This window comes from Alcanivorax jadensis T9 (assembly GCF_000756655.1).
GTDB classification, from domain to species: domain Bacteria; phylum Pseudomonadota; class Gammaproteobacteria; order Pseudomonadales; family Alcanivoracaceae; genus Alcanivorax; species Alcanivorax jadensis.
Window position 1 is genome coordinate 66454 of record NZ_ARXU01000013.1, and the last position, 21005, is coordinate 87458.

22 protein-coding genes are annotated in these 21005 nt (G+C 60.6%); 10 read left to right on the forward strand and 12 right to left on the reverse strand.

All coding sequences use genetic code 11. The features are described from left to right. Positions 1 to 121: 121 nt before the first annotated feature. A complete protein-coding gene (locus T9A_RS14020; protein WP_035249613.1) occupies positions 122 to 793 on the reverse strand; it encodes an outer membrane beta-barrel protein in 672 nt (223 codons plus the stop codon). A 60-nt stretch (positions 794 to 853) separates the two neighbouring features. Between T9A_RS14020 and rlmM the strand changes: the two genes are divergently transcribed. From rlmM to tusA, 3 genes are read left to right on the forward strand one after another with little or no spacing between them, the layout of a single operon-like run. Next, the gene (gene rlmM, locus T9A_RS14025; protein ID WP_052043045.1) at positions 854 to 1915 is read left to right on the forward strand and encodes a 23S rRNA (cytidine(2498)-2'-O)-methyltransferase RlmM; all 1062 of its coding nucleotides are present in this window, start codon (positions 854 to 856) and stop codon (positions 1913 to 1915) included. A 2-nt stretch (positions 1916 to 1917) separates the two neighbouring features. After that, positions 1918 to 3159, forward strand: coding sequence for an MFS transporter (locus T9A_RS14030; protein ID WP_035249615.1), 1242 nt, complete (start codon positions 1918 to 1920; stop codon positions 3157 to 3159). Further along, a complete protein-coding gene (gene tusA / locus T9A_RS14035; protein WP_035249617.1) occupies positions 3156 to 3395 on the forward strand; it encodes a sulfurtransferase TusA in 240 nt (79 codons plus the stop codon). The genes T9A_RS14030 and tusA overlap by 4 nt, the downstream gene beginning before the upstream one ends. Positions 3396 to 3545: 150 nt before the next feature. Here the strand turns inward: tusA and T9A_RS14040 are convergent, their stop codons facing one another. Further along, entirely contained in the window at positions 3546 to 4235 is a 690-nt protein-coding gene (locus tag T9A_RS14040) for a hypothetical protein (RefSeq protein ID WP_035249619.1), read from the reverse strand. Positions 4236 to 4787: 552 nt separating this feature from the next. Between T9A_RS14040 and T9A_RS14045 the strand changes: the two genes are divergently transcribed. Beyond that, positions 4788 to 5243, forward strand: coding sequence for a gamma-glutamylcyclotransferase family protein (locus tag T9A_RS14045; protein ID WP_035249621.1), 456 nt, complete (start codon positions 4788 to 4790; stop codon positions 5241 to 5243). A 160-nt stretch (positions 5244 to 5403) separates the two neighbouring features. On the opposite strand, the gene T9A_RS14050 is transcribed toward T9A_RS14045, so the two are convergent. Continuing rightward, the gene (locus tag T9A_RS14050; protein WP_035249623.1) at positions 5404 to 6759 is read right to left on the reverse strand and encodes an MATE family efflux transporter; all 1356 of its coding nucleotides are present in this window, start codon (positions 6757 to 6759) and stop codon (positions 5404 to 5406) included. A 112-nt stretch (positions 6760 to 6871) separates the two neighbouring features. On the opposite strand from T9A_RS14050, the gene T9A_RS14055 reads away from it, so the two are divergent. Continuing rightward, positions 6872 to 7366: an elongation factor P hydroxylase gene (locus T9A_RS14055; protein WP_232222125.1), complete on the forward strand. Its 495-nt coding sequence runs from the start codon at positions 6872 to 6874 to the stop codon at positions 7364 to 7366. A 207-nt stretch (positions 7367 to 7573) separates the two neighbouring features. Here the strand turns inward: T9A_RS14055 and T9A_RS14060 are convergent, their stop codons facing one another. The 9 genes from T9A_RS14060 to arsC are packed head-to-tail and all read right to left on the reverse strand — an operon-like array spanning position 7574 to position 15628. Beyond that, the gene (locus tag T9A_RS14060; RefSeq protein ID WP_052043046.1) at positions 7574 to 8923 is read right to left on the reverse strand and encodes a DUF58 domain-containing protein; all 1350 of its coding nucleotides are present in this window, start codon (positions 8921 to 8923) and stop codon (positions 7574 to 7576) included. Continuing rightward, positions 8920 to 9891: an AAA family ATPase gene (locus T9A_RS14065; RefSeq protein WP_035249625.1), complete on the reverse strand. Its 972-nt coding sequence runs from the start codon at positions 9889 to 9891 to the stop codon at positions 8920 to 8922. Before T9A_RS14065 ends, T9A_RS14060 begins: the two co-directional genes overlap by 4 nt. Then, the gene (locus T9A_RS14070) at positions 9888 to 11195 is read right to left on the reverse strand and encodes a DUF4350 domain-containing protein (RefSeq protein ID WP_035249627.1); all 1308 of its coding nucleotides are present in this window, start codon (positions 11193 to 11195) and stop codon (positions 9888 to 9890) included. The genes T9A_RS14065 and T9A_RS14070 overlap by 4 nt, the downstream gene beginning before the upstream one ends. Next, the gene (locus tag T9A_RS14075) at positions 11188 to 12690 is read right to left on the reverse strand and encodes a hypothetical protein (RefSeq protein WP_035249629.1); all 1503 of its coding nucleotides are present in this window, start codon (positions 12688 to 12690) and stop codon (positions 11188 to 11190) included. The genes T9A_RS14070 and T9A_RS14075 overlap by 8 nt, the downstream gene beginning before the upstream one ends. Next, on the reverse strand, positions 12671 to 13663 hold the full coding sequence (locus T9A_RS14080) for a stage II sporulation protein M (protein WP_035249630.1): 993 nt from the start codon (positions 13661 to 13663) through the stop codon (positions 12671 to 12673). Before T9A_RS14080 ends, T9A_RS14075 begins: the two co-directional genes overlap by 20 nt. Next, on the reverse strand, positions 13660 to 14340 hold the full coding sequence (locus T9A_RS14085) for an RDD family protein (protein ID WP_035249631.1): 681 nt from the start codon (positions 14338 to 14340) through the stop codon (positions 13660 to 13662). The genes T9A_RS14080 and T9A_RS14085 overlap by 4 nt, the downstream gene beginning before the upstream one ends. Continuing rightward, a complete protein-coding gene (locus T9A_RS14090; protein WP_035249632.1) occupies positions 14330 to 14671 on the reverse strand; it encodes a DUF2069 domain-containing protein in 342 nt (113 codons plus the stop codon). Before T9A_RS14090 ends, T9A_RS14085 begins: the two co-directional genes overlap by 11 nt. Before the next feature lie 2 nt (positions 14672 to 14673). After that, positions 14674 to 15267: an NAD(P)H:quinone oxidoreductase gene (gene wrbA, locus T9A_RS14095; protein WP_198030671.1), complete on the reverse strand. Its 594-nt coding sequence runs from the start codon at positions 15265 to 15267 to the stop codon at positions 14674 to 14676. Positions 15268 to 15274: 7 nt separating this feature from the next. Next, complete coding sequence (arsC, locus tag T9A_RS14100; protein WP_035249633.1) at positions 15275 to 15628, reverse strand: arsenate reductase (glutaredoxin); 354 nt, start codon at positions 15626 to 15628, stop codon at positions 15275 to 15277. A 77-nt stretch (positions 15629 to 15705) separates the two neighbouring features. On the opposite strand from arsC, the gene T9A_RS14105 reads away from it, so the two are divergent. From T9A_RS14105 to T9A_RS14125, 5 genes are all read left to right on the forward strand, one after another. Next, entirely contained in the window at positions 15706 to 17001 is a 1296-nt protein-coding gene (locus tag T9A_RS14105; protein ID WP_035249634.1) for a YihY family inner membrane protein, read from the forward strand. Continuing rightward, positions 16985 to 17260: an acylphosphatase gene (locus T9A_RS14110; RefSeq protein ID WP_035249635.1), complete on the forward strand. Its 276-nt coding sequence runs from the start codon at positions 16985 to 16987 to the stop codon at positions 17258 to 17260. Before T9A_RS14105 ends, T9A_RS14110 begins: the two co-directional genes overlap by 17 nt. Continuing rightward, entirely contained in the window at positions 17257 to 18132 is an 876-nt protein-coding gene (locus T9A_RS14115) for an alpha/beta fold hydrolase (RefSeq protein WP_035249637.1), read from the forward strand. The genes T9A_RS14110 and T9A_RS14115 overlap by 4 nt, the downstream gene beginning before the upstream one ends. Positions 18133 to 18509: 377 nt before the next feature. After that, complete coding sequence (locus T9A_RS14120) at positions 18510 to 20012, forward strand: fumarate hydratase (protein WP_035249638.1); 1503 nt, start codon at positions 18510 to 18512, stop codon at positions 20010 to 20012. A gap of 142 nt (positions 20013 to 20154) precedes the next feature. Beyond that, positions 20155 to 20925, forward strand: coding sequence for a hypothetical protein (locus T9A_RS14125; protein ID WP_035249640.1), 771 nt, complete (start codon positions 20155 to 20157; stop codon positions 20923 to 20925). Positions 20926 to 21005: the final 80 nt, after the last annotated feature.

Sequence of the window (21005 nt, forward strand, 5' to 3'; positions counted from 1 at the left end):
CAGCAGAGGGTCATCTGCTGTGGTATGAAAAGGTGCCTGACTTGTTGGAGCTTTGCGAGCAAAGCGAAGGCCGGTTCCAGGCGCTGCGCCTTGAAAGCAAGGCTCCAACCGCGTTTACGGGTCAGTTGGAAAAGCGAATCCCAACACCGAAGGAGCCAAAGTTTTCGGATTCCAACTGCGTTTGGCGATAATCTGCAGTGACAGACAGCTTGTCCAGTACCGGGATGGCTAGCCCCACGCTGATATAGGGGGCGATACCGCTTTGACTGTCGTTAGTTGGGGCTTCGTTGACGGTGGCAACGGTGTCGGAATTATTGTCGAGGAATGCGCGTTGCTGGCTGTTTTCTAGCTTGAAATCGTAGATATAGGCACCGCCTTTCAGATAGACCCAACGTTTGGTTTGCCAGACAACACCCACCGTAATGCCGTTAAGGCGTAGTGAATTCTCTTCGCTGATCCTGACACTATCGATGGGGGTTCCATTGATCGGGGTTTCATTGGACTCTGGTGCACGCTCAAACTGACGGTCATTCGAGTCTTCGCTGTTACGTAGGAAGCCCGCCTCCAGTCCCAGCCTAGAGTTTCCGCCGATATCCACACTGTTGAGCCACATTCCCAGGCGAATATCCAGCCCGTCGGTGGTATCAAAGCCATAGGGGGCCAGGTCGACACGTAGCATCTGCGCCTCGGCGTAGAAATCCACATCCGGTGGTGCCAGTTCTTCTTCGGCGTGTATAAAAGGGGAGAGCAGGGCAGCGCCAAGGCCCAGGGTCAGCGGCAATATTGTTTTCATTATTGATCCAGCCGTTGTGATAAGGACAATGTGCCACATTGTAACCAGCGCGAGACCAACATGCACAGTGACTTGCAGCACGCCCATGATGAAACCCTGCTGGGGTTGTGCCGCCCCGGGTTCGAGAACGACCTGGCTGCGGAGCTGAACTTCCATGCGGCAGAGCAGATGGTTGGCGGTTATCCGCGTACCGTCCCGGATAGCGGCTATGTGCTCTGGCACAGTCAGCAGGGCTCGATGGCGGCACTGCTGGGGAGCGGGCTGATTTTTGCCCGTAGCCTGAGCCTGGCCGAGGGCCAGTTCGTGGATATCGGCGATGACCGGATTGCCGAACTGTGGCCGCTTCTGAAGCAGGCGGCCCCTTTCAGCGAGGTGTTTCTGGAGCATCCGGACACCAACGAAGGTCGTGAGATGCAGCGCTTTCTGCGCGGCTTTCGCAAGGCGCTGGAGCCACGCCTGAAAAAGGCCGGCCTGTTGAAACCCGGTGCCCGCCAACGGGTGCACCTGTTCTTCAGTGATTCCCACAATGGCTGGGTGACCAGCAGCCCGACCGCTGTACCGTTGGTCGAAGGCGGGGTGCGACGGCTGAAATTGCCGGCTGAAGCCCCCAGCCGCTCCGCGCTCAAGGTGGAAGAAGCGCTGATCCGCTTCTTCGGCAGCACCGACAGTCTCACAGCGAAAACCGCCGTTGATCTGGGCGCCGCCCCGGGCGGCTGGAGCTGGCAACTGGCCCGGCGTGGCATCAAGGTGCAGGCCGTGGATCACGGTAAACTCGATACCCGCCTGATGGATGAATATCCGGTGGAGCATATCCACGGTGATGCCTTTACCTGGCGGCCCCGAAGCAGTGTGGATCTGGTGGTCTGCGATGTGGTGGACAAGCCGGCGCGGACCCTGCAGCAGATGGAAAAGTGGCTCACCCAGGGCTGGTCCAAAGCGGCGCTGTTCAATCTCAAGCTGCCCATGAAGCGCCGTTTCCAGGAGGCCTGGCAATTACTGGAAAAGCTGACTGCTGCCATGGAGCGCCATGAGCATCTGGGGGTGCCCGAGATCAAGGCGGCACAGCTTTACTACGATCGTGAGGAAATTACCGTGTGGGCAGCGTTCCACCGGGACTACTGAGCATGCCTGCACAGCGTCCCGCGCCGGCTCTCTTTGTCACTCTTGGCGTGCTGTATTTTGCCCAGGGGCTGCCGGCCGGTTTGCTGGGAAAATCCATGCCGGCTCTGGCCAGAGACGCAGGCCTGTCACCGGAATGGATCGGCCTGCTGGCTCTGCCGGCCTTGCCCTGGGCGTTGAAGTTTCTCTGGGCTCCCTGGGTGGATCGCTGGGGTAGTGGCAAACCCAATCATCGCAAGCGGTGGATTCTGGCCTGCGTGTTTGCCGTGATGCTGGTACTGGCCATCACGGCACTGTTTCCCCGCGAATGGTTGTTTGGTCCGGGCTTTGCGCTGTTGGTGGTGCTGCTGTTTCTGCTCAACCTGTTCAGTGCCACTCAGGATATCGCTACCGACGGCCTGGCCACCCGTTTGCTGACACCGGACTTGCGCGGGTTGGGCAACAGCATTCAGGTGAACGGCTACAAGATTGGCATGATCCTGGGTAGTGGTGCCTTGCTGATCATGGTCGGTCGCTGGGGCTGGCAGGGTACCCTGGCAAGCCTGATTGTCGCCCTGCTGCTGGTGGCACTGGTTGTCTGGCGATTTCGTGAGCCCCGGGAGCAGATCAAACCCCGTCGACCCGTGACGTTGCTCTGGTGGCGGCGACAACTGACCCTGTTCTGGTGGCGGCCGCAGATGGCTGTTTGGCTGGTGATCCTGCTGGGCTACAAGGTCGGTGACGGGTTCGGTACCCGTATGATCAAACCCTTTCTGGTGGACCGGCAGTGGAGCCTGGAAGCCATCGGTCGACTGGATTTAGTTTCATCCCTGGTGGGACTGGCCGGCGCGGCACTGGCGGGCGTGCTGATGATGCGGCTGTCGCGCAAACTGGCGCTGTTCGGTTTTGCCGCCTTGCAGGCCGTGTCCTTTCTTGGCTGGTGGATGGTGGCCAGCAGCCCGGCGGATCACTGGATCTGGCCGGTGGCCCTGTTCGAGCAATTCGCCGACGGTCTGTCCACAGTGGCTCTGTTCGTATTAATGATGGACTACTGCCGTAGCGGCCACGAGGGGAGTGACTACACCATGCAGGCCTCGGTACAGCTGTTTGCGGTGGGCGCCTTTACACTGGCGAGTGGCTTCAGTGCGGCCTGGCTGGGCTATGCGGGCCACTTCCTGCTGGCTGCGATTCTCTGCACAACCGTTATAATGGCCGCCTTTTTCTGGCAAGCGCCACTTAATGACAACGCGCAAAAGGTAACTCCATGACCCAGGACGCCCAACACCACCTCGACGCCACTGGTCTGCTGTGCCCGGAACCGGTGATGATGTTGCACAACAAGGTGCGCGACATGGCCCCTGGCGAGGTCCTGGAAGTCCGCGCCACCGACCCGTCCACCGAACGGGATATTCCCAAGTTCTGCCAGTTTCTTGGCCATACCTTGTTGGGCCAGGAGCAGGAGGGGGAGCTTTGGGTTTATTGGATACGGAAGAAGGGTAATTGATAGTTGAGAATGGATAATTGATAACTGCGCGATCAAGCCCCGTGCAGCATTAAAATGCAAGAGGCCGCGGCCAATCTCTGGGCGCGGCCTCTTGCATTTCAGGTCACCGTAATCTTTACCGCGACGTTATCAATTATCCATTCTCAACTATCAATTGGTCCTGGAAAGCATCGCCACCGCGGCCAGTGCTTCCGGGTCACGTTCTTTCAGTTTATTGGCGATGCCGTGCTGGAAGAAGTAGCGGAAGTGCGGTAATTGTTGGGCCTGGATCAGGCATTTGGCGCCAGGTAGCACCGGGGTTTCCATGGTGCCGGTTTCATCGGCCACCATGGCGGCCAGGGTGCCGTCTGCGGTCAGGCGCCAGCTCACCACCTCCATCAGGCTGATGGTATGGAAGCCATCCTCGGAAAAAACCGCGTGGGTGCCGATGGTGTCGGGGATTTCCTGAATCGTCTGATCGCCGGGCCGGGGTTTGCCAAAGAAGCCCAGTGCCGCATCCAGCTCCTGTACCTTGTGCTCGGGAGCATCAACGAACAGGTAGTCGCTTTCCGGCAGTCGGTATCCTTCCCAGCGGCCGTTCAGAGGGTCCGCCAGCGCCATGGCGGTCACCGGCTCTTTCAGCCAGGGGACCATGGCCACCGTGTCGCCATTGGCGAGACGAGCCCAGGCCAGAATTTTCAGGGAAAAGAGTTTATCCGGGTGGTGGTCATTGGCGTACAACAGCTCAATGCCATCGTATTCCGGGGAAAGACGCAAAATGGGGGGCTGTGCCGCTTTGCGGCGTGGAGAGAAGGGAACCACATTGTTCCCGCCAGGGTGTTGCCGGTGAGCCTGAGTCATGGGCACCTCCCGGTACAAGTCCTTGGCGCCGCCAGCCCGACACACAGTGTTCGTTCTGCACGGCCCTGAGGAGACTCTGAATAACTCGTTGCATACTCAGCGTGGCCTGAAAGGTGCAGCTGTTGTGGTTTGTCGCGAAGGACAGGGTGGTTCCCTTTCCTAGGGACAAAACGCAGCAGATGTGCCTTTCAGGCCGCGCCCTCCGGGTCTTCCAGGCTGACCCGTACTCGTCGTTGCAATTTCTCGACAGGCAACCAGCATGCCATCAAAATTGCGCCTAGATTACGAGCCAGCCTGAAAGACTGAGCATGCAAGGAGTTATTCAGAGTCTCCTGAATTCACGTTAGCCTGTACGGGGCGGCCATGCAAGCCGGTGCAGAAAGCAATTCATAGTTGATAATGGATAATTGATAGCTGCGCGGTTTTGGTACTGAGGTGGCTCGCTGCGAAGGTGCCCGCGCGTCGGGGTGGCGTAGCCTGTAGGTCTGAACGCGGTTGACTTGTGGTTCGGCTTTATCCCCTTTTAATGTTCATTTCATCCAGGAGGCGGGTGTGCAGTGTGAGTATTATTTTGCCTATGGCTCGAACATGAACCCGGGCCGAATGGCGGTGCGGGGCATGCAGTATCGGGAGTCCATGGCGGCGCGGCTGGAAGGGTGGACGCTGGCATTCAACAAGCGGGCCCATGGCAAGCAGGGCATTGCCTACGCCAACATTGTGCCGACCAATGATGCGGTGGAAGGGGTGTTGTACCGCTTGCGCGATCATCGGGAAATCGAGCGGATGGACCCCTATGAAGGGCACCCGGTCCGTTACCGGCGTGAATGCCTGCCGGTGCTGACAGGTGCGGGTGAAGTGCCAACCTGGGTTTATATTGCCAACGCAGACTGGCAGGCGGAAAACCTGAAACCGGAGCGCTGGTACCTTAACCATCTGTTAAGCGGACGCCCCTGGTTGACCGACAGTTATTACCGAAGGCTGTTGCAGGTGCCGGTATTTGAAACGTAGGCGGGCGGCTGCCGAGAAGATGCCGGACAGTATCGTAGGGTGGATTAGCCTAAGCGTAATCCACCTGCTGCCTGACTGGGCAAGGTGTCATCACGCCGAAACGATGGTGGATTACGCCTAGGCTAATCCACCCTACGGAGGACGCGGGACAGGGATGGTGTCAGGTGGTTGGTGACAAGGTTTGCCGCATCCGCCAGCGCAGTCGCCAGCCCAGCAGAATGGCCGCCACGGTCAGGCCGGCTACCAGCCCGATCCAGAACCCTGCCGGGCCCATGGGCTCGCCGAACCAGTGGGTCAGTCCCAGGCCGTAACCCAGTGGCAGGCCTACACCCCAGTAGGCGAACAGGGTCATGATCATAGGCCAGGCAGTGTCTTCGAAGCCGCGCAGGCAGCCGTTGGCGCAGACCTGCAGGGCGTCGGATACCTGGTATAACGCTGCGAACAGCAACAGATAGGTGGCCAGTTCGATCACGTCCCGGTTATTGGTATAGATATGGGGGATCCAGCTTCTTGCCAAGACCAGCGCCGCTGCTGCCGTCACCCCCACCACGGTGGTGATACACAGTGCCACCTGCACCGCATGGCGCAGTCCCGGCTCGTCGTGGCGCCCCCTGGCATGGCCCACCCGGACCGAGGCGGCCAGGGAAAAGCTGAGCGGCACCATGAAAATCAGCGAGGTAAAGTTCAGGGCGATCTGGTGGCTGGCCACGATCTGGGCTCCCAGGCTGCCGATCAGCAGGGCAATCACGGCAAAGATGCTGACCTCGAAAAAGATCGATAACCCTACTGGCAGCCCCAGACGCAGCATGTACCCCAGGCTGGCCATTTCAAAATGGCGCCGGCGCAGATTGAGCGGCGCGTGCTGGTACACCGGGTGGCGGTGGGTATAAAACAGCATCATCAGTGCCATAGACCACATCACCAGGGAGGTGGCCCAGCCGCAGCCGACTCCGCCCATGGCAGGGAAACCCAATTTGCCGTAAATCAGCACATAGTTACTGGGAATATTGATCAGTAGCCCGATCACGCTGAACAGCAACACCGGGCGGGTGTGGTTCATGGACTCGGTGTAGCTGCGCATGGCCAGCATCAGGGCGGCGCCGGGCATCCCCCAGCTGAGGGCATCCAGATAACCGCTGACCAGCGGGCGAATGGCCGGGTCCACGTCCATCCATACCAGTACCGGTGCGATGCTGCGCAGGATCAGGGCGCAGAGAATACCCAGACCCAGGCCCAGCCAGATGCCCTGCTGGGCGAGCGGGTTGATGCGATGGTAAGCTTCGCCGCCAAGATGGCGGGAAAGAATCGGCGTGGCGCTCATCAGCACGCCGGTCATGAACAGGAACAGTGGCACCCAGATACTGGCGCCCACCGCCACCGCCGCCAGATCATTGGCACTGACTCTCCCTGCCATCATGGTATCCACAAAGCCGTTGGCGGTCTGGGCCAACTGGCCGCCGAGAATGGGCAGGGCAAGTGTGAGCTGGGCGGCGAGCTCCTGACGACGGGATGACATAGGCGCGACGAATCTTATGGGTGATCTTGGCGGTAAGCCACAGGGCCAAACAAAGGCGGCTACCATACCGCAAAGCGCTGTCCGGGGGCACCGTAGCGAGGACCTGGACAGACTGTTTAGGGCCACTTTTTTTCATTCTCATACCACCGTTCTGGAAGGCGGCGCGGACGAGCCCGTGTATCGTCCGGGCAACCCCCATCGTATCTGTTACACCCGCGATTATTTCCGCAGCGCCCTGCACGAAATCGCCCACTGGTGTGTGGCCGGCCCGACCCGCCGACAGCAGGAAGATTATGGCTACTGGTATGCCCCGGACGGACGCAATGCCGAGCAGCAGGCGCAGTTCACCCGGGTAGAAGTCTACCCCCAGGCCTTGGAAGCCCTGTTCTGTGCAGCATGCGGCCATCCATTCCGGGTGTCACTGGATAACCTGAATGGGGAGGCGGGGGAAGAGGGCGCGTTTGCCTTGAAGGTCAGGGAAAAGGCTCAGGATCTGCTGAAAAGCGGGTTGCCGGATCGCCCGCAGCGCTGGTGCCAGGTGCTGATGGAGTATTACGGCCTGGCGGACAGGGAACTGGAAACGGCTTTGGAAGATACGTTCATATAGCCGGAGTGGCTGTAGGAGCCCCGCTTGAGGGGCGAACCGAGCGGAGTGAGGAAAACATTGTTATGACGGGCAGGCTCGGGCCTGTCGGGTCCTGATATCCCTGATCGCCCTACGTGCGATTTCCGCGCAAGCGCGGTTCGCGGCTCAAGCGGGGCTCCTACAGCTAGTTCAGAACGTGTGGTTGGTACGTTTCAATGTGTGTCAGTTCTACAAACGTCCGCTGCGTTTCAGCATAAGGTAAAGGTTATTGAGCTGCGCCGGCATCTGTTGTGGTGTGGTGGCAGTGACCAGCGCCCCCGCATGGCGCAGGCGGGTGTGCAGGTCGTGGCGGGCCTGTTGTTCCTGGGCGTCGGCGCACACTTGCAGGGCCTGATCAAAATCGTTGCCCACCGGCTGGCGTGACAGTTGTTCCTGTTCCGGCAGCAGCATGTCGGCAATCAGTACCAGATGGTGGCGACGCAGCAGGGACACGGCGCTCATCAGATCATCCAGATCTTCCTGCTGCAGGCGGGTAACCAGTACCACAAGGGCTCGTCGCCGGCTGCGGCGCACCAGTTGCCGGGCGGCCAGGCTGAAGTCGCTGGCATGCTGGCTGGGGTGTAGATCGTAGAGCCCGTTGAGTAGGTGGTTGATGCCCTGCTGGCCCTGCACCGGTGGCAGCCAGCGTGGCTGGTCGCCGGAAAACAGCATGGCGCCGGCCTTGTCCTTTTGCTTGAGCGCACTCCAGGCCAGTAGCAGGGCGGCGTTAAGCGCGTGGTCGAAGCCGGTCAGCGAGCCAACCGGCATCCCCAGACGCCGCCCGCCATCCAGCATCACCAGCACCTGCTGATTCTGCTCATCCTGATATTCCCGGCTGATCAGACTGCGGCGGCGGGCGGTGGCTTTCCAGTCGATCTGGCGCAGGCTGTCACCGGGGTGATATTCGCGTAACTGATGAAACTCCATGCCTTCGCCGCGGCGCGGTTGCAGCCGTGTGCCGGTGAGCAGGTGGGCATGATTGGCATCCAATCCGCTGTGGCTGAGACGGGAGAAATCCGGGTATACCGGCACGGTGCAGGCGGCGTCGCATACCTTGCGTACCTGCCACAGCATCAGGCGGCTGGGGAACCAGAACACCAGGTCGCCGAACTGTACCGGGCCGCGGCGGCTGGGCCGGTAGTGATAGGTCAGCTCGGTCAGCTCTGCTTCGGCCCGTGTCAGGGTGGCCGGCAGGCCGGTGTGGGGATCGTCACCGGGGTGCTGGTCGGCCAGCTCTACGGTTTCCGGCAGGCTTGCCGAGGAGACCCGCACCCGTACCGGGTGCGGTTGCTGAACCGACAGGGCTGTAGGTAACTCCCGCTGTGCCTGTGGGGCAGGCAAGCGGCGGGCGTGCCACTGATCCAGCAGGGCAATCACCAAAGTCAGGGCGCCCAGTGCCCACCAGACGACGACAAACCCGGCGGGCAGCCAGAATAGTGCAACGGCCAGCAAGGCCCACAGCGCAACGATGGCAAGCAGTCGCGGTGCGGGTTTTAGGCTTCCAGCGTCTGGCGTCCGGCGTCTCGCGTTCCCTGTCATTGCTTCGGCGCTTCCACCTGTTCCAGCAGTCGACCCAGGGCGGTTTCCGGAGTCTGGCCTTCGATTTCCGCATCGGCGCTGAGCTGAATGCGGTGGCGCAGCACCGGGCGGGCCACCTGCTGTACATCGTCCGGGGTGACAAAGTCGCGGCCCTCAAAGAGGGCCTGTACCCGGCTGGCCCGGGCCAGGGCGATGCTGGCACGGGGGCTGGCGCCGTGGCTCAGGCCGCTGAAATCCCGGGTGGCGCGTACGATGCGCAGGGCATAGTCGAGCACCTCGTCATCAATCAGCACGCTGTCGCTGAGCGCCTTCATGGCTTTCAGGCCGGCGGCATCGGTGACCGGGCTCAGGCTTTCCACATCCAGGCTGGCGCGGATGGTACCGTCCAGCACCATGTTCACCAGACGGGTTTCGTCCGCGTGATCCGGGTAATCGATCAACACCTTGAACAGGAAACGGTCCAGTTCCGCTTCCGGCAGCGGGTAGGTGCCCTCCTGGTCCAGCGGGTTCTGGGTGGCCAGTACCATGTAGGGCTCATTCAGCGTAAAGGCTTTGCCCTCAATGGTGATCTGCCGCTCCTGCATGACTTCCAGAAGCGCCGCCTGAGTCTTGGCCGGGGCCCGATTGATTTCATCGGCCAGCAGCAGTTGCGTAAAGGCGGGACCGCGGCGAATACGGAATTGCTCGCTTTTCTGGTCGTACATGGCGTGGCCGGTCACGTCCGTGGGCATCAGGTCCGGGGTGAACTGGATGCGGTTGAAGTCCAGTTCCAGCACCTTGCCAAGGCTGCGTACCAGCAGGGTCTTGCCGAGTCCGGGTACCCCCTCAATCAGCACATGGCCACCGGAGACCAGGGCGATCAGCACTTCGCGAACCACCTGCTGCTGACCGATCAGCACTTGATTGAGATGATGTTCAATATCCTGGGCCAGCTGGGTGGCGTCGGCCAGGGTGGTGGGCTGTGTCATGTGTCACTCCTTAAAGCCTGCAGCAGGGCTACCTGCTGGGCGAGCTGGTCACGGTTTGCCGGGGGCTGTGTCAGCGCGTGGTCCAGTTGCGCGACAGTCACTTTCAGGTGACTGGCGGCGCGTTCCAGGGCCTGCTGACGCTGATGATGGTAACGGTTGAGTCGGGCCAGGGCCTGCTGCCGCAGGGCGGTGAGCAGCGTGTCCTGCTGTTCGGTGCGCCACTGGAAATAGCCACTGGCATGCAGATGCTGGAGGTAATCCCGGTTGTTGTCTTCGGCCACCGGCTGAATCGGGCCGCGGCGGGGAATTCGTGACCATAACCACAGGCCAACCAGCAGCAGCAGGGCGGTTCCCAGTTCCGGGGCGCGCAGCCATAACCATTGCAGTAATGGTGGCATGGCCACGGAGTGCACGAACCACACCGGCTGGTTGCCAGTGAGCCAGGCCAGCAGCCAGGCATGGTCGAAATAAAGCAGGTTCTGGTTGTCCCACAGCCCCAGGTCGGTGAGCACGGTGACCTGGCCGTCGCCCAGGGATAGCTGGACCAGCTGGCTGCCGTCATCGTTGTCCGCATAGGCGGTCACTTCCACTGGCCACTCGGGGAGAAACTCTGCCGGGGTGTCTTCCTCGTTCCAGCTGTCGTGCCAGAGTACATGCTGGCTATGCAGCTGGATGCGACGGGAGGGCTGGTCATCGCCGGCATGGAGCAGCAGGGGCTCCGGTTGTGGCGGGGCCTCACAGGCCAGCGCCTCGCAGGTTTCGCGCAGTTCATCGTTGTCGGTGAGCAGGCAGTATTGCAGGGGATTGCCGGCAAAGGCAGGCAGGGCGTCGAGCAGTTCGAAAAACGGGTCCAGTTCCTCCTCGTCAGCCAACGCTTCCCCTTTCCAGACGGTGATTCCCAAGCTGTAGAGCAGGGCATCGTTGTCCTGCCAGTCCGTTTCTGTGGCGGTATCTTCATCCCGGGATTTTGGCAGTGGTCGTGCCTCGACGATCAGTTCGCCGCCCGCTTCCACCCAGTGCAGCAACGCGCGTACCTGACTGTGGCTGAGCAGACCTCGCTGCTTGTCGATGATCAGGGTGATGTCTTCTTCCGGCAACGGGAAAAGGGCAGCGGCACTGAGCACTCGCTGACTGGGTTGCCCCCGTTGTGCCAGCCAGGCCTGGGCGGCGCTGTAGGGATTGCGTTGAATGGCGCTGTCAGGCGCAGTCCGCTGGATTACAGTGACTGGCTCGGTGAGCGCGTAGTAAGCGATGATCAGTGCCACCACCAGCAGGGCGCCCAGCCAGGGCAGTTTCCTATGCATCGGCAGCCTCCTCAGCACGAATCTCCTCCCAGTGAGTGAGCAGGCTGCGGACTGCATCGGCATCTACCGGACGATGGGCCCAGGCGGTGCTGATCCAGGCCTGGATCAGGCGCTGCAGGTAGAGAATCGGCAAGGGTTCACCATGGGCTGCCTTGAGGTTGCGCAGGCATTGCTGTTCGGTGCTGCCGGCGGCCAGTGCCACCGGGTAGCGGCGCAGCAAGCTGGCCAGGGCACTGCGCAGCATCAGCGACAGGGCCAGGCGAATGTCGTTGGCTGCCAGTGCGTTCTCCACCGCCTGGCGCAGGTTTTTCGGCAGGCTATGGCGGCGAATATCCATGCCGGCTACGTGAGTGGGGATCACCGGGCTGTGGTCCCGCCGCTGGCTTCCCAGGCCCAACTGATTCATCACCTTGGTGAGCAACCAGATAACCAGCCCGGCGAACAGGGCCCAGAACAGAATCCACAGCACCGCATCCGGGATGTCAAAGGGCTGGGAGGAGGATTCCGGTTGCTCATCATCGTCCAGGTTATCGAAGAAGTGCTTCCAGAACTCTTCCAGCCAGCTGTTGCTGTCTTCGTCCCGGTCTTTCCATTGTCGCTCAGTGCGCTCTTCGAAGGGCATATAGTCCGGGCTTGCCAGCAGCTCGATGACTTCCTGTTGCTCTTCATTGCGGGGCGCGGGTTGAGCCGTTGCCGGTTCCGGCAGGGGTAGCAGCATCAGGGCCAGCAGCATCAACACGGTGGCGCCGCTGCGGGTGGCCCGGTGGCGGCCAAGACGGGTCAGCCCCAGTTGCAGATCCCAGCCTTCCAGCCAGGTGCGCTTGTTCAGATAGAGGGCAAAACCACAGGCCACGTAGAGCGGTTCGGTGACAAACATGACCAGGTACAGTGTGGCACTGGCAATGGCCATCTGCAGGGCGCCCTGATCGTAGAACCAGTCGCTCCATTCCAGGCTGAACTGCCAGGGCACCAGGGTGTAAAGCAGTACCATCAGCCCCATGGCCATGAATTGCTCCAGGTGAAGCACCACGATGGTCATGATGCCGGCCCGGTTGGAGGGGTAGCTGTTCAGCGCCCGCAAGCGCTGGCTGAGTTGTTCCTCTTTGGCGCCTTCCAATTGCCAGACGCAGGTGTTGAAACTGCGTGCCGGACTGAAACGTCGCCAGGTGAGCTGGCTGGCGAGGCCGGGCAGGGCGTAGTGGCGCCAGCGCTGGAATAATTGCTTCAGGGTCAGGGTTTCCGCAAACAGGGCATGGCTGTACCAGGCCAGTAACGGACGCTCCCAGAGAGGCTTGAGCCACCAGAACAGGAACAGTGGCCACAGGGTTTCTGCCAGCAGCGACCAGCCCAGTAGTAAGCCGAAGGGCGCCAGCGTGAACGCCAGCCATACCCATAGCACCGGTGCGGCCCATTGCCGATACAGTTTTGTGCCCAGGTCCACCGCCTGCCAGGGGCTACGCGGTGCCAGGCGGGCGCTAGCCTTTTCCAGCTCCACGTTGACGTCCCCCGAAGAAAAGATAGAGATAAAGCAGTGCCCAGCAGGCGGCACCGACGCTGTATTTTAGGGTGGCGTCGAAGTCTCTGGGCGACCAGAAGGCTTCGATGAAAGCGGCCAGCAGCAGCAGGGCGAAGACCCCGTACATGGTTGGCAAGGCATCCCGTGCCGCCAGGCGCAGGGCATCCAGTCGCGACCATTGGCCCGGGGCGATAATCGACCAGCCCAGTCGCAGCCCGGCGCCCCCGGCCAGCACGATGGCGGTGAGTTCCGGGGCGCCGTGGGCGATCACGAAGGTAAAGAAGGCCTCATGGCCGCCGGTATTGATCAGGTGGCCGGCAATAGCGCCAAAGAAGCTGCCATTGAACAGCATGACAAAAATGGCACCCACGCCCAGCAGCAGGCCGCCGGCAAAGGTGCGAAAGGCAATGCCGATGTTGTTCTTGATGTAAAAACCGAACATCAGCACGTCATCTTCGCCCTCGCGCCCGGCATGGATGTCGCCGCCTGCAGAATCCGCCGGCTGGTACATGAGCTCCAGATCCGAAAGCATGGCTTCGTCCACCACGGTGTAGATCATCTCTGGCTGTTGCTGCACCAGAATCCAGGCTAGCGCGATGGACAGCACAAAGCTGAGTGCGCTGACCAGGTGCCACTTCCATTGCCGACGAACCGCCGCCGGAAACCCGCTGGCAAAAAAAACGCCGATGCGATCCGCCAGGGGCGGGTTGTAGCGGTACAGCTGACGGTGGGCACGTAGCACCAGATTGTTCAGGTATTGCTGTAGTTCCAGGCTGTAGGTGCGCTCCCGGGCCAATGCCAGTTGGTGGCAGAGCTGGCGGTAATCCGCCACGAAGCGGTCCAGGGGCAGGCGCTTCTTGCGCGACACCCGCAGCGCCTCCAGTTGATCCAGTTGCTGCTCCAGAGAGTCCCATAGCGGGCGGTACTGTTGTTCGAAGCGGGCCTGTTTCATTGGGCCCCCTCAATCAGGTAACGGGTCACTGATCGCAGACGCTGCAGTGCCTGGGGCGGGCTCAGTTCCGGGAATGCCAGCTGTGCCAACTCCTGCTGGCGGGCTTCGGAAAACTGGTCCTGGCGTTCGTGGAAAGCCAGCAGGGCCAGTTGGTCCTGGGAGCTGAGCGGCCAGTCCGGTGGATTGGTCGGGCCGTTATGTTGCTTGCGGCTGGTCTCGGTTTTTTCGATATGCACCACCAGGGTATTGGCCGCCATATCTCCCAGGCGCTGATAGCGGGGGCTGATCAGGGTAGTGATGAAACCGAGCAGGTAAAACAGCGGAAAGGCATCGGCGGTGCGCAGCAGATTACGGATCAGGCTGCCGTTGAAACTGAGCGGGCTGCCGTTGGCGTGGACCACAGCAATGCCCATGGCTTTCTTGCCTGGCGTCTGGCCATGTCGCAATGCTTCAAAGAGCGTGGGGTAAAACCATTCCAGGGCAAAGCCGATAATCAGCAACAGGCCGATGCCCATTTTGCCGAGCAGGCTGAGCACAAAGGCCAGTATCGCAAAGATCAACAAACGAAGGGTGAGGTCGATGCCATAGGCCATGGCCCGTGTCACCGGGCCGGCCAGGGACAGGCTGAGCATGGCCCCTTCCGGTGTTTCGACCTCGAACCGTTCGTCAATCAGCATGTTGCCCCTGGCGAATCTGCAGCGCAGAGAACACAAACAGCATTACCGTCAGTGATGTCTTGGCGATGGCCAGGGTGCGTACCGGCGGCGGGTCCAGCAGCTGGATGGCATAACCGCAGAAATAGAACAACAGGATAAAGCACAACCAGGTGGCCTGGCGCTTGTTACCACTGATCACGGCCGGCAGCATCAGCACTAGAGGGGCATAGAGAATCACCGCAAAGATAATGCTGGAGACAATGTGCACATCCGGCGGGGCCAGGCTGAACAGCCCGGAGATGCCAACAAACAATAATAGTGCGTAGCTGATACGCAGAAGCAGGAGATTCATGTTCAGGCCTTGAGTTGGCGGGCGAGGGTAGCCAGGCGTTTGCCCAGGGCCCTTGCCAGAGAGATTTCATGGTCGGTCAGCGACGGGTCTGAATCGGTGCCGGCAACGTGGGTAGGACCATAGGGAGTGCCGCCACTGCGAGTATCCAGCAGTGCTTGTTCGGAATAGGGCACACCGGTAATCACCATGCCGTGATGCAGCAGTGGGGTCATCATGGATAGCAGGGTGCTTTCCTGGCCGCCGTGCAGGCTGCTGGTGGAACAGAACACGCCGGCGGGTTTGCCGATCAGAGTGCCTTTCATCCACAGATCGCTGGTCTGGTCGACAAAGTATTTCAACGGCGCCGCCATATTGCCGAAGCGAGTGGGCGAACCCAGCGCCAGGCCGCTGCAACCGGCCAGGTCTTCCAGGGTGGCATAGGGCGCGCCCTGTTCTGGTACCGCGGGTTCCGTGGCTTCACACTTGGCAGAGATTGCCGGTACCGTGCGCAGGCGGGCTTCCATGCCAGAGCCTTCAATGCCGCGAGCGACCTGTTGCGCCAGATTGGCCACACTGCCGTTGCGGCTGTAGTAAAGCACCAGTACATAATCCGTCATGATGGTGTCAGTCCAGCAGGTTAAGGGCGTTTTCCGGCGGGCGTCCCAGCACCGCCTTGTCGCCCCGTACCACGATGGGGCGCTCAATCAGTTTCGGATACTGCACCATGGCGGCAATGACTGCATCCTCGCTGCTATCCGCCGACAAGCCTGCCGTTTTATAGTCGGCTTCCTTGTTTCGCACCAGATCATGGGCGTTGGCAAGGTCGAGTTTCTTGATGAGGGTTTTCAGCGTGGCGGCATCCGGGGTGTCGTCCAGGTACTTTACGATAGTGGGCTGGATGCCGTTTTCTTCCAGCAAAGCCAGCGTCTGGCGGGATTTTGAACAGCGCGGGTTATGGAAGATGGTGTAGTCCGTCATGAGTTTTGCATATTCTGTGGATGAGGGTGCCATTGTAAGGCGCTTGAACCCGCTGGCAAGGAGAGGATGCCGATAGCATGGAAACTGATGAAAACGTCATTCCGGTTCGTGCCAGGCTGGATTCCATTCGTGCCTTCTTCGCGCTGCTGGTGCGTCAGTTCAAGGAGGATGGCTGTCGCGAAAGCGCCGCCGCACTGACTTACACCACGCTCTTTGCCATCGTGCCGGTGATGACCGTGAGTTTTTCGGTACTGGCCTCGGTGCCCGCGCTGAAAGGCAAGGGCGTTCAACTTCAGCAATGGGCGTTTGAATACTTCGTGCCGTCGGCGGGCAATATGCTGCTGGAGCACCTGCAGTCATTTGCCCGGCAGGCCACCAATCTGACCGGCCCCGGGGTGATTATTCTGATCATCACCTCGGTGCTGATGCTGCGCACCATCGAGCAGACCGTGAACCGTATCTGGAAAGTACGTAGCGCCCGCAAGGGACTCACCAGTCTGATGATGTACTGGGCGGTGCTGTCGTTGGGGCCGATCTGTCTGGGCGCCGGGCTGGCGATCTCTTCCTACCTGACCTCCCAGGCCATATTCAGTGATACCGTGCATTATCTCGGCGGGGTCAGGCTGTGGTTGTCTCTGCTGCCTTTTCTCTTTACCACGGCCATGCTAACCCTGATGTACACCGTGGTGCCCAATACCAATGTGCCACTGCGTCAGGGCATACTGGGAGCTGCCAGTGCGGCGTTGCTGTTTGAGCTGGCAAAAGGCGGCTTTACCTTCTTTATTCGCCAGGCTCCCAGCTATGAAGTGGTGTACGGTGCGTTTGCGGCGGTACCGCTGTTTCTGCTGTGGGTTTATATTTCCTGGATTATTGTGCTTGGTGGCGCAGAGCTGGTGCGGGCCCTGGTGGTATTTCAGGAGCATCGACGCCAGGTACCGAGAATGCATGCGTTGATACGTTTACTGCACGCGTTCTGGCTGCGTCAGCAACATGGCAAGGTGCTGCGCAGCAAGGAAGTACGTCAGGTGATGCGCGACTGCGGCGTGAGTCAGTGGGATGAATTCCGCAATCTGTTGATGGACGCCAAGCTGATACGGCGTACCGAGGAGGGCGGTTACATATTATCCCGGGATCTGCGCAACCTGACCCTGGGGCAACTGGTGGCCATGCTGCCCTGGCCTGCCCATGCCCAGCTGCGGGTGCGGCTGGGGAATGATGAATCCGCCTGGGAGCGGACCTTGAAGCAAAAAATGGATCAGGCCCGGGACGGTATGATGGCGCCGCTGGATATGCCGCTGGATACACTCTTTCAACGCCGCGACAGTAGTGGCGACGAAGAGAAGAATCGGGAGAGCAATGATGGCGATCACTAAACATGTACTGGTGAGCGGTAGGGTTCAGGGGGTAGGCTACCGCGCCTGGACCCAACACGAAGCCAGCCTGCGAGATCTTGCCGGCTGGGTGCGTAATTGTGATGACGGCCGTGTGGAAGCCATCTTGCACGGCCAGCCGGATGCGGTGTCGGCCATGCTGGACGCCATGCGCCAGGGGCCGGCCATGTCCCAGGTGGATGACATCATTACCCGGGAAAGTGAGGCGCCGCAGATCCGGCATTTTGAGGTAACTCGATGAAACAGGTTGAACTGGTAAACGGTGACTTGCGCTTTCCGGCCCTGATGGCCGGTAGCGGCGAGCCCGTGATATTGCTCCACGGTTTTCCGGACACTTACGAAAACTGGGCGGTGCAGATCAATGCCCTGGCGGCGGCCGGGTATACGGCGATCGCTCCGGCTCTGCGCGGTTATGCCCCGAGCTGTCAGTCCGGGAGTGGTGATTATTCTGTTTATGCGGCGGTGGATGACCTGATGGTCTTTGCCGCTCAGCTGGGTGGCCGTGTCCATTTGATCGGCCATGACTGGGGCGCAGCGGTGGGCTATCTGGCCTGTGCCCAGTCTCCGGAAACCTTCTGTTCTTTCAGTGCCCTGTCGATCCCGCCCTTGAGGCGTATCCCCCAGGCGCTGCTCAAGGTGCCGGAACAAGTCCTGCTGAGCGGGTACATGCAATTTTTCCAGTTGCCGGTAGCACCGGAAGCCTGGCTCAAGCGTGGTGATCTCAGCGGGGTGGACACCCTGTGGCGGCGCTGGTCGCCGGATTGGGACCCCGGCCTCTATCTGGACAATGCCAAGCACACCTTGGCCGAACCGGGAGTTATCAAGGCAGCGCTGGGCTGGTACCGGGCCATGTTCAAGCTGTGGAAGAAGGATCAGCGCAAAGCCTTGAGCTGGCTGGGTCAGGATATTGCCACGCCCACTCAGATACTGATTGGCGAGAATGATGGCTGTATGAGCCCCAAACTGCTTGAGCATACCCTGGTGGAGAGTGATTTCAGCGGGGGAGTGGAGCTGCAGCGGATCGCCAATGCCGGGCACTTCCTGCACCTGGAGCAACCGGAGGTGATCAATGATCACCTGCTGCGGTTACTCAACAATACCCGCTGCGATTGAATGAGCTACGAGCTACGCTCGTTGGCTGGGGAAAAGGCTAAACTTCGGTGCTCTCTACGAAGCCGCTGTAGGAGCTATGCTTGCCCCCCCAAGGGGGATCTGCGACATGCGAACCGCGCTTGTGCGGAAATCGACCGTAGGGCGATTAGGAATCCCAGCGCTCGACAGGTTCCAGAAAGAACGGCGGACGACCTGGATCTCTGCCGCCTCGCTGCGCTCGGTTCGCCATACAAGCATAGCTCCTAGAGAAAGGCCTCAATTCTCGACACTCCTGCAAAGAGGGCTGGCTGGCAAGCACTGCCCGCTTTCGGTTTTCACCCCCTTCACACTCTGCGCTATACTACGCGCCCCCAATTTGTCCCAGCAGGAGTAATCCCATGACGGTGATTCGCCAGGATGACCTGATTCAGAGCGTGGCCGATGCCTTGCAGTATATCTCTTACTACCACCCGGTGGATTTCATCCGCGCGGTGAAAGAAGCCTACGAGAAGGAAGAGAGCAAGGCTGCCAAGGACGCCATGGCGCAGATCCTGGTCAACTCCCGCATGGCCGCCATGGGCCGTCGCCCGATCTGCCAGGACACCGGTATCGTGACCGTGTTTGCCAAGGTGGGCATGAATGTCACCGTTGAAGGCGACATGAGCCTGGACGACATGATCAACGAAGGCGTGCGTCGGGCCTACAACCACCCGGAGAATGTGTTGCGCGCCTCGGTGCTGGCGGACCCGGACGGCAAACGTGCCAACACCAAGGACAATACTCCTGCGGTGATCAACTACTCCATCGTGCCCGGTGACACCCTGGAAATCGATGTGGCCGCCAAAGGCGGTGGTTCAGAAGCGAAATCCAAGTTCGCCATGCTCAACCCGTCCGACTCCGTGGTGGACTGGGTGCTGGAACAGATTCCCAAGATGGGTGCTGGCTGGTGCCCGCCAGGCATGCTTGGCATCGGCATCGGCGGCACCGCCGAGAAGGCCATGCTGATCGCCAAGGAATCCCTGATGGACCCGATCGACATCCATGAGCTGCAGGCCCGTGGTGCCCAGACCCGCTCTGAGGAGTTGCGTCTGGAGTTGTTCGAAAAAGTGAATGCCCTCGGTGTTGGCGCCCAGGGCCTGGGCGGCTTGACCACCGTGCTGGACGTAAAAGTAGTGGATTACCCCACCCACGCGGCCAACAAGCCGGTGGCGCTGATCCCCAACTGCGCGGCTACCCGCCATGCGCATTTCATCCTTGATGGCAGCGGCCCGGCTGATCTGAAGGCACCGGACCTGGAAGAGTGGCCGGACATTGCCTGGGGCAACGACGAAGGCGCCAAGCGCGTCAATCTGGACACGGTCACCCCGGAAGAGGTGCAGACCTGGCAGCCCGGCGACACCCTGCTGCTCTCTGGCAAGCTGCTCACCGGCCGCGATGCGGCCCACAAGCGCATGGTAGAAATGCTGGCTAACGGCGAAAAACTGCCCGTGGACTTCACCAACCGCTTTATCTACTACGTGGGTCCGGTGGACCCGGTGGGTGACGAAGTCGTCGGCCCCGCCGGTCCGACCACGGCCACCCGTATGGACAAGTTCACCCGTACCATGCTGGAAGAAACCGGTCTGATCGGCATGGTCGGCAAGGCCGAGCGTGGCGATACCGCCATCGAAGCCATCAAGGACAACAAGGCGGTGTACCTGATGGCCGTGGGTGGCGCTGCCTATCTGGTGTCCAAGGCGATCCGTAAATCCCGCGTGGCTGCCTTTGAAGATCTGGGCATGGAAGCCATCTACGAATTCGAAGTGGAAGATATGCCGGTTACCGTGGCAGTGGACTCCACGGGTGAATCCGTTCACAAGACCGGCCCGGTGATCTGGAAAGAAAAGATCGCTGCACGTTAAGCTCCTGCAAGTCTCGGAGGGGGTAGCCTGGCTACCCCCTTTCTTTCCGTCCCGATCTCACAGGTGACGTTCTGTTGTGCGTATTGTTCCGGCTTTTCTCACTGGGTGTCTGGTAGCTGCTGTCAGCGGTTGCAGCACTGTTGTGCCGACCACGGCCGACTGGCTGGGCTGGACCCGTGCGCCGGCCCAGGTGGATGGCCTGGACTACCATGAGATCGACGCACTGGGCGCCCGGGTAGGGGGCTGTCAGTCTCTCTATGAGCATCACCGTGAGGCGCGTTACCTGAAAGAGCAGCAGGCGGTGGTATGGCTGGATGATTGCGTGGAGCAAATCGCCGGAGCCCGCAAGGCCCGCCACTATGCGCAACAGGTGGATCTGGAGGTGGAAAGTGCCTGGCAGGCAGTGCTGGCCCACAAGGAAGCGCAGCGTCGACAGGCACAGCGGCGGCGGGAGATTCGTGAGGGCATGCGCCAGGCCCAGCAAATGGCGGAAACCTTGCGCAATGCCGAAGAGGAACAGGAAAAGGCTCAGAGCCAGCGGCTGGAGAGGCTGGACGGCGCCAATATCCACAGCCTGATGCTGGAAGTACCCAACCTGCCACTGGCGTTTACCGTGGGCTCCGCCTCGGACATGACTTTGAAACGGTTTCTGGCCTGTCTGGAAGTGCTGTATCCCAATGAGGGGTACCAGATCCGGCGTGATGGCGACAAGCTGACGGTGAAGGCGGAACGAGCCACCATGATGCGCGGTGATGTGCTGCTGGAAAGTCGCTATACGAGAATCTGGGACAACTGGACCTTGCAGTACCTGTCGGTGGGTGAGATCCGGGCGGAAAATGCCCAGGATCGCTACGTGCTTGCCCAGAACCTGCTGGGTTCCCAGTGTCAGCCTGACCGCCAAGCGGGTAATTAAGCCGCTTGCTCACCGTTTCTTAACGGCCCACCCCAAGCTCTAAATCCCTGAACACGTGATTATCATTCTGTACCGTAGGT

Excerpts from the sequence above, each read along its gene's own strand:
- T9A_RS14060 (WP_052043046.1), bottom strand. The coding sequence starts at position 8,923 with ATGACAGGGAACGCGAGACGCCGGACGCCAGACGCTGGAAGCCTAAAA.
- T9A_RS14080 (WP_035249630.1), bottom strand. The coding sequence starts at position 13,663 with ATGAAACAGGCCCGCTTCGAACAACAGTACCGCCCGCTATGGGACTCT.
- T9A_RS14105 (WP_035249634.1), top strand. The coding sequence starts at position 15,706 with ATGGAAACTGATGAAAACGTCATTCCGGTTCGTGCCAGGCTGGATTCC.
- T9A_RS14050 (WP_035249623.1), bottom strand. The coding sequence starts at position 6,759 with ATGTCATCCCGTCGTCAGGAGCTCGCCGCCCAGCTCACACTTGCCCTG.
- tusA (WP_035249617.1), top strand. The coding sequence starts at position 3,156 with ATGACCCAGGACGCCCAACACCACCTCGACGCCACTGGTCTGCTGTGC.
- T9A_RS14040 (WP_035249619.1), bottom strand. The coding sequence starts at position 4,235 with ATGACTCAGGCTCACCGGCAACACCCTGGCGGGAACAATGTGGTTCCC.
- T9A_RS14065 (WP_035249625.1), bottom strand. The coding sequence starts at position 9,891 with ATGACACAGCCCACCACCCTGGCCGACGCCACCCAGCTGGCCCAGGAT.
- T9A_RS14115 (WP_035249637.1), top strand. The coding sequence starts at position 17,257 with ATGAAACAGGTTGAACTGGTAAACGGTGACTTGCGCTTTCCGGCCCTG.
- arsC (WP_035249633.1), bottom strand. The coding sequence starts at position 15,628 with ATGACGGACTACACCATCTTCCATAACCCGCGCTGTTCAAAATCCCGC.
- T9A_RS14030 (WP_035249615.1), top strand. The coding sequence starts at position 1,918 with ATGCCTGCACAGCGTCCCGCGCCGGCTCTCTTTGTCACTCTTGGCGTG.
- T9A_RS14120 (WP_035249638.1), top strand. The coding sequence starts at position 18,510 with ATGACGGTGATTCGCCAGGATGACCTGATTCAGAGCGTGGCCGATGCC.
- rlmM (WP_052043045.1), top strand. The coding sequence starts at position 854 with ATGCACAGTGACTTGCAGCACGCCCATGATGAAACCCTGCTGGGGTTG.
- wrbA (WP_198030671.1), bottom strand. The coding sequence starts at position 15,267 with ATGACGGATTATGTACTGGTGCTTTACTACAGCCGCAACGGCAGTGTG.
- T9A_RS14090 (WP_035249632.1), bottom strand. The coding sequence starts at position 14,671 with ATGAATCTCCTGCTTCTGCGTATCAGCTACGCACTATTATTGTTTGTT.
- T9A_RS14085 (WP_035249631.1), bottom strand. The coding sequence starts at position 14,340 with ATGCTGATTGACGAACGGTTCGAGGTCGAAACACCGGAAGGGGCCATG.
- T9A_RS14070 (WP_035249627.1), bottom strand. The coding sequence starts at position 11,195 with ATGCATAGGAAACTGCCCTGGCTGGGCGCCCTGCTGGTGGTGGCACTG.
- T9A_RS14110 (WP_035249635.1), top strand. The coding sequence starts at position 16,985 with ATGATGGCGATCACTAAACATGTACTGGTGAGCGGTAGGGTTCAGGGG.
- T9A_RS14020 (WP_035249613.1), bottom strand. The coding sequence starts at position 793 with ATGAAAACAATATTGCCGCTGACCCTGGGCCTTGGCGCTGCCCTGCTC.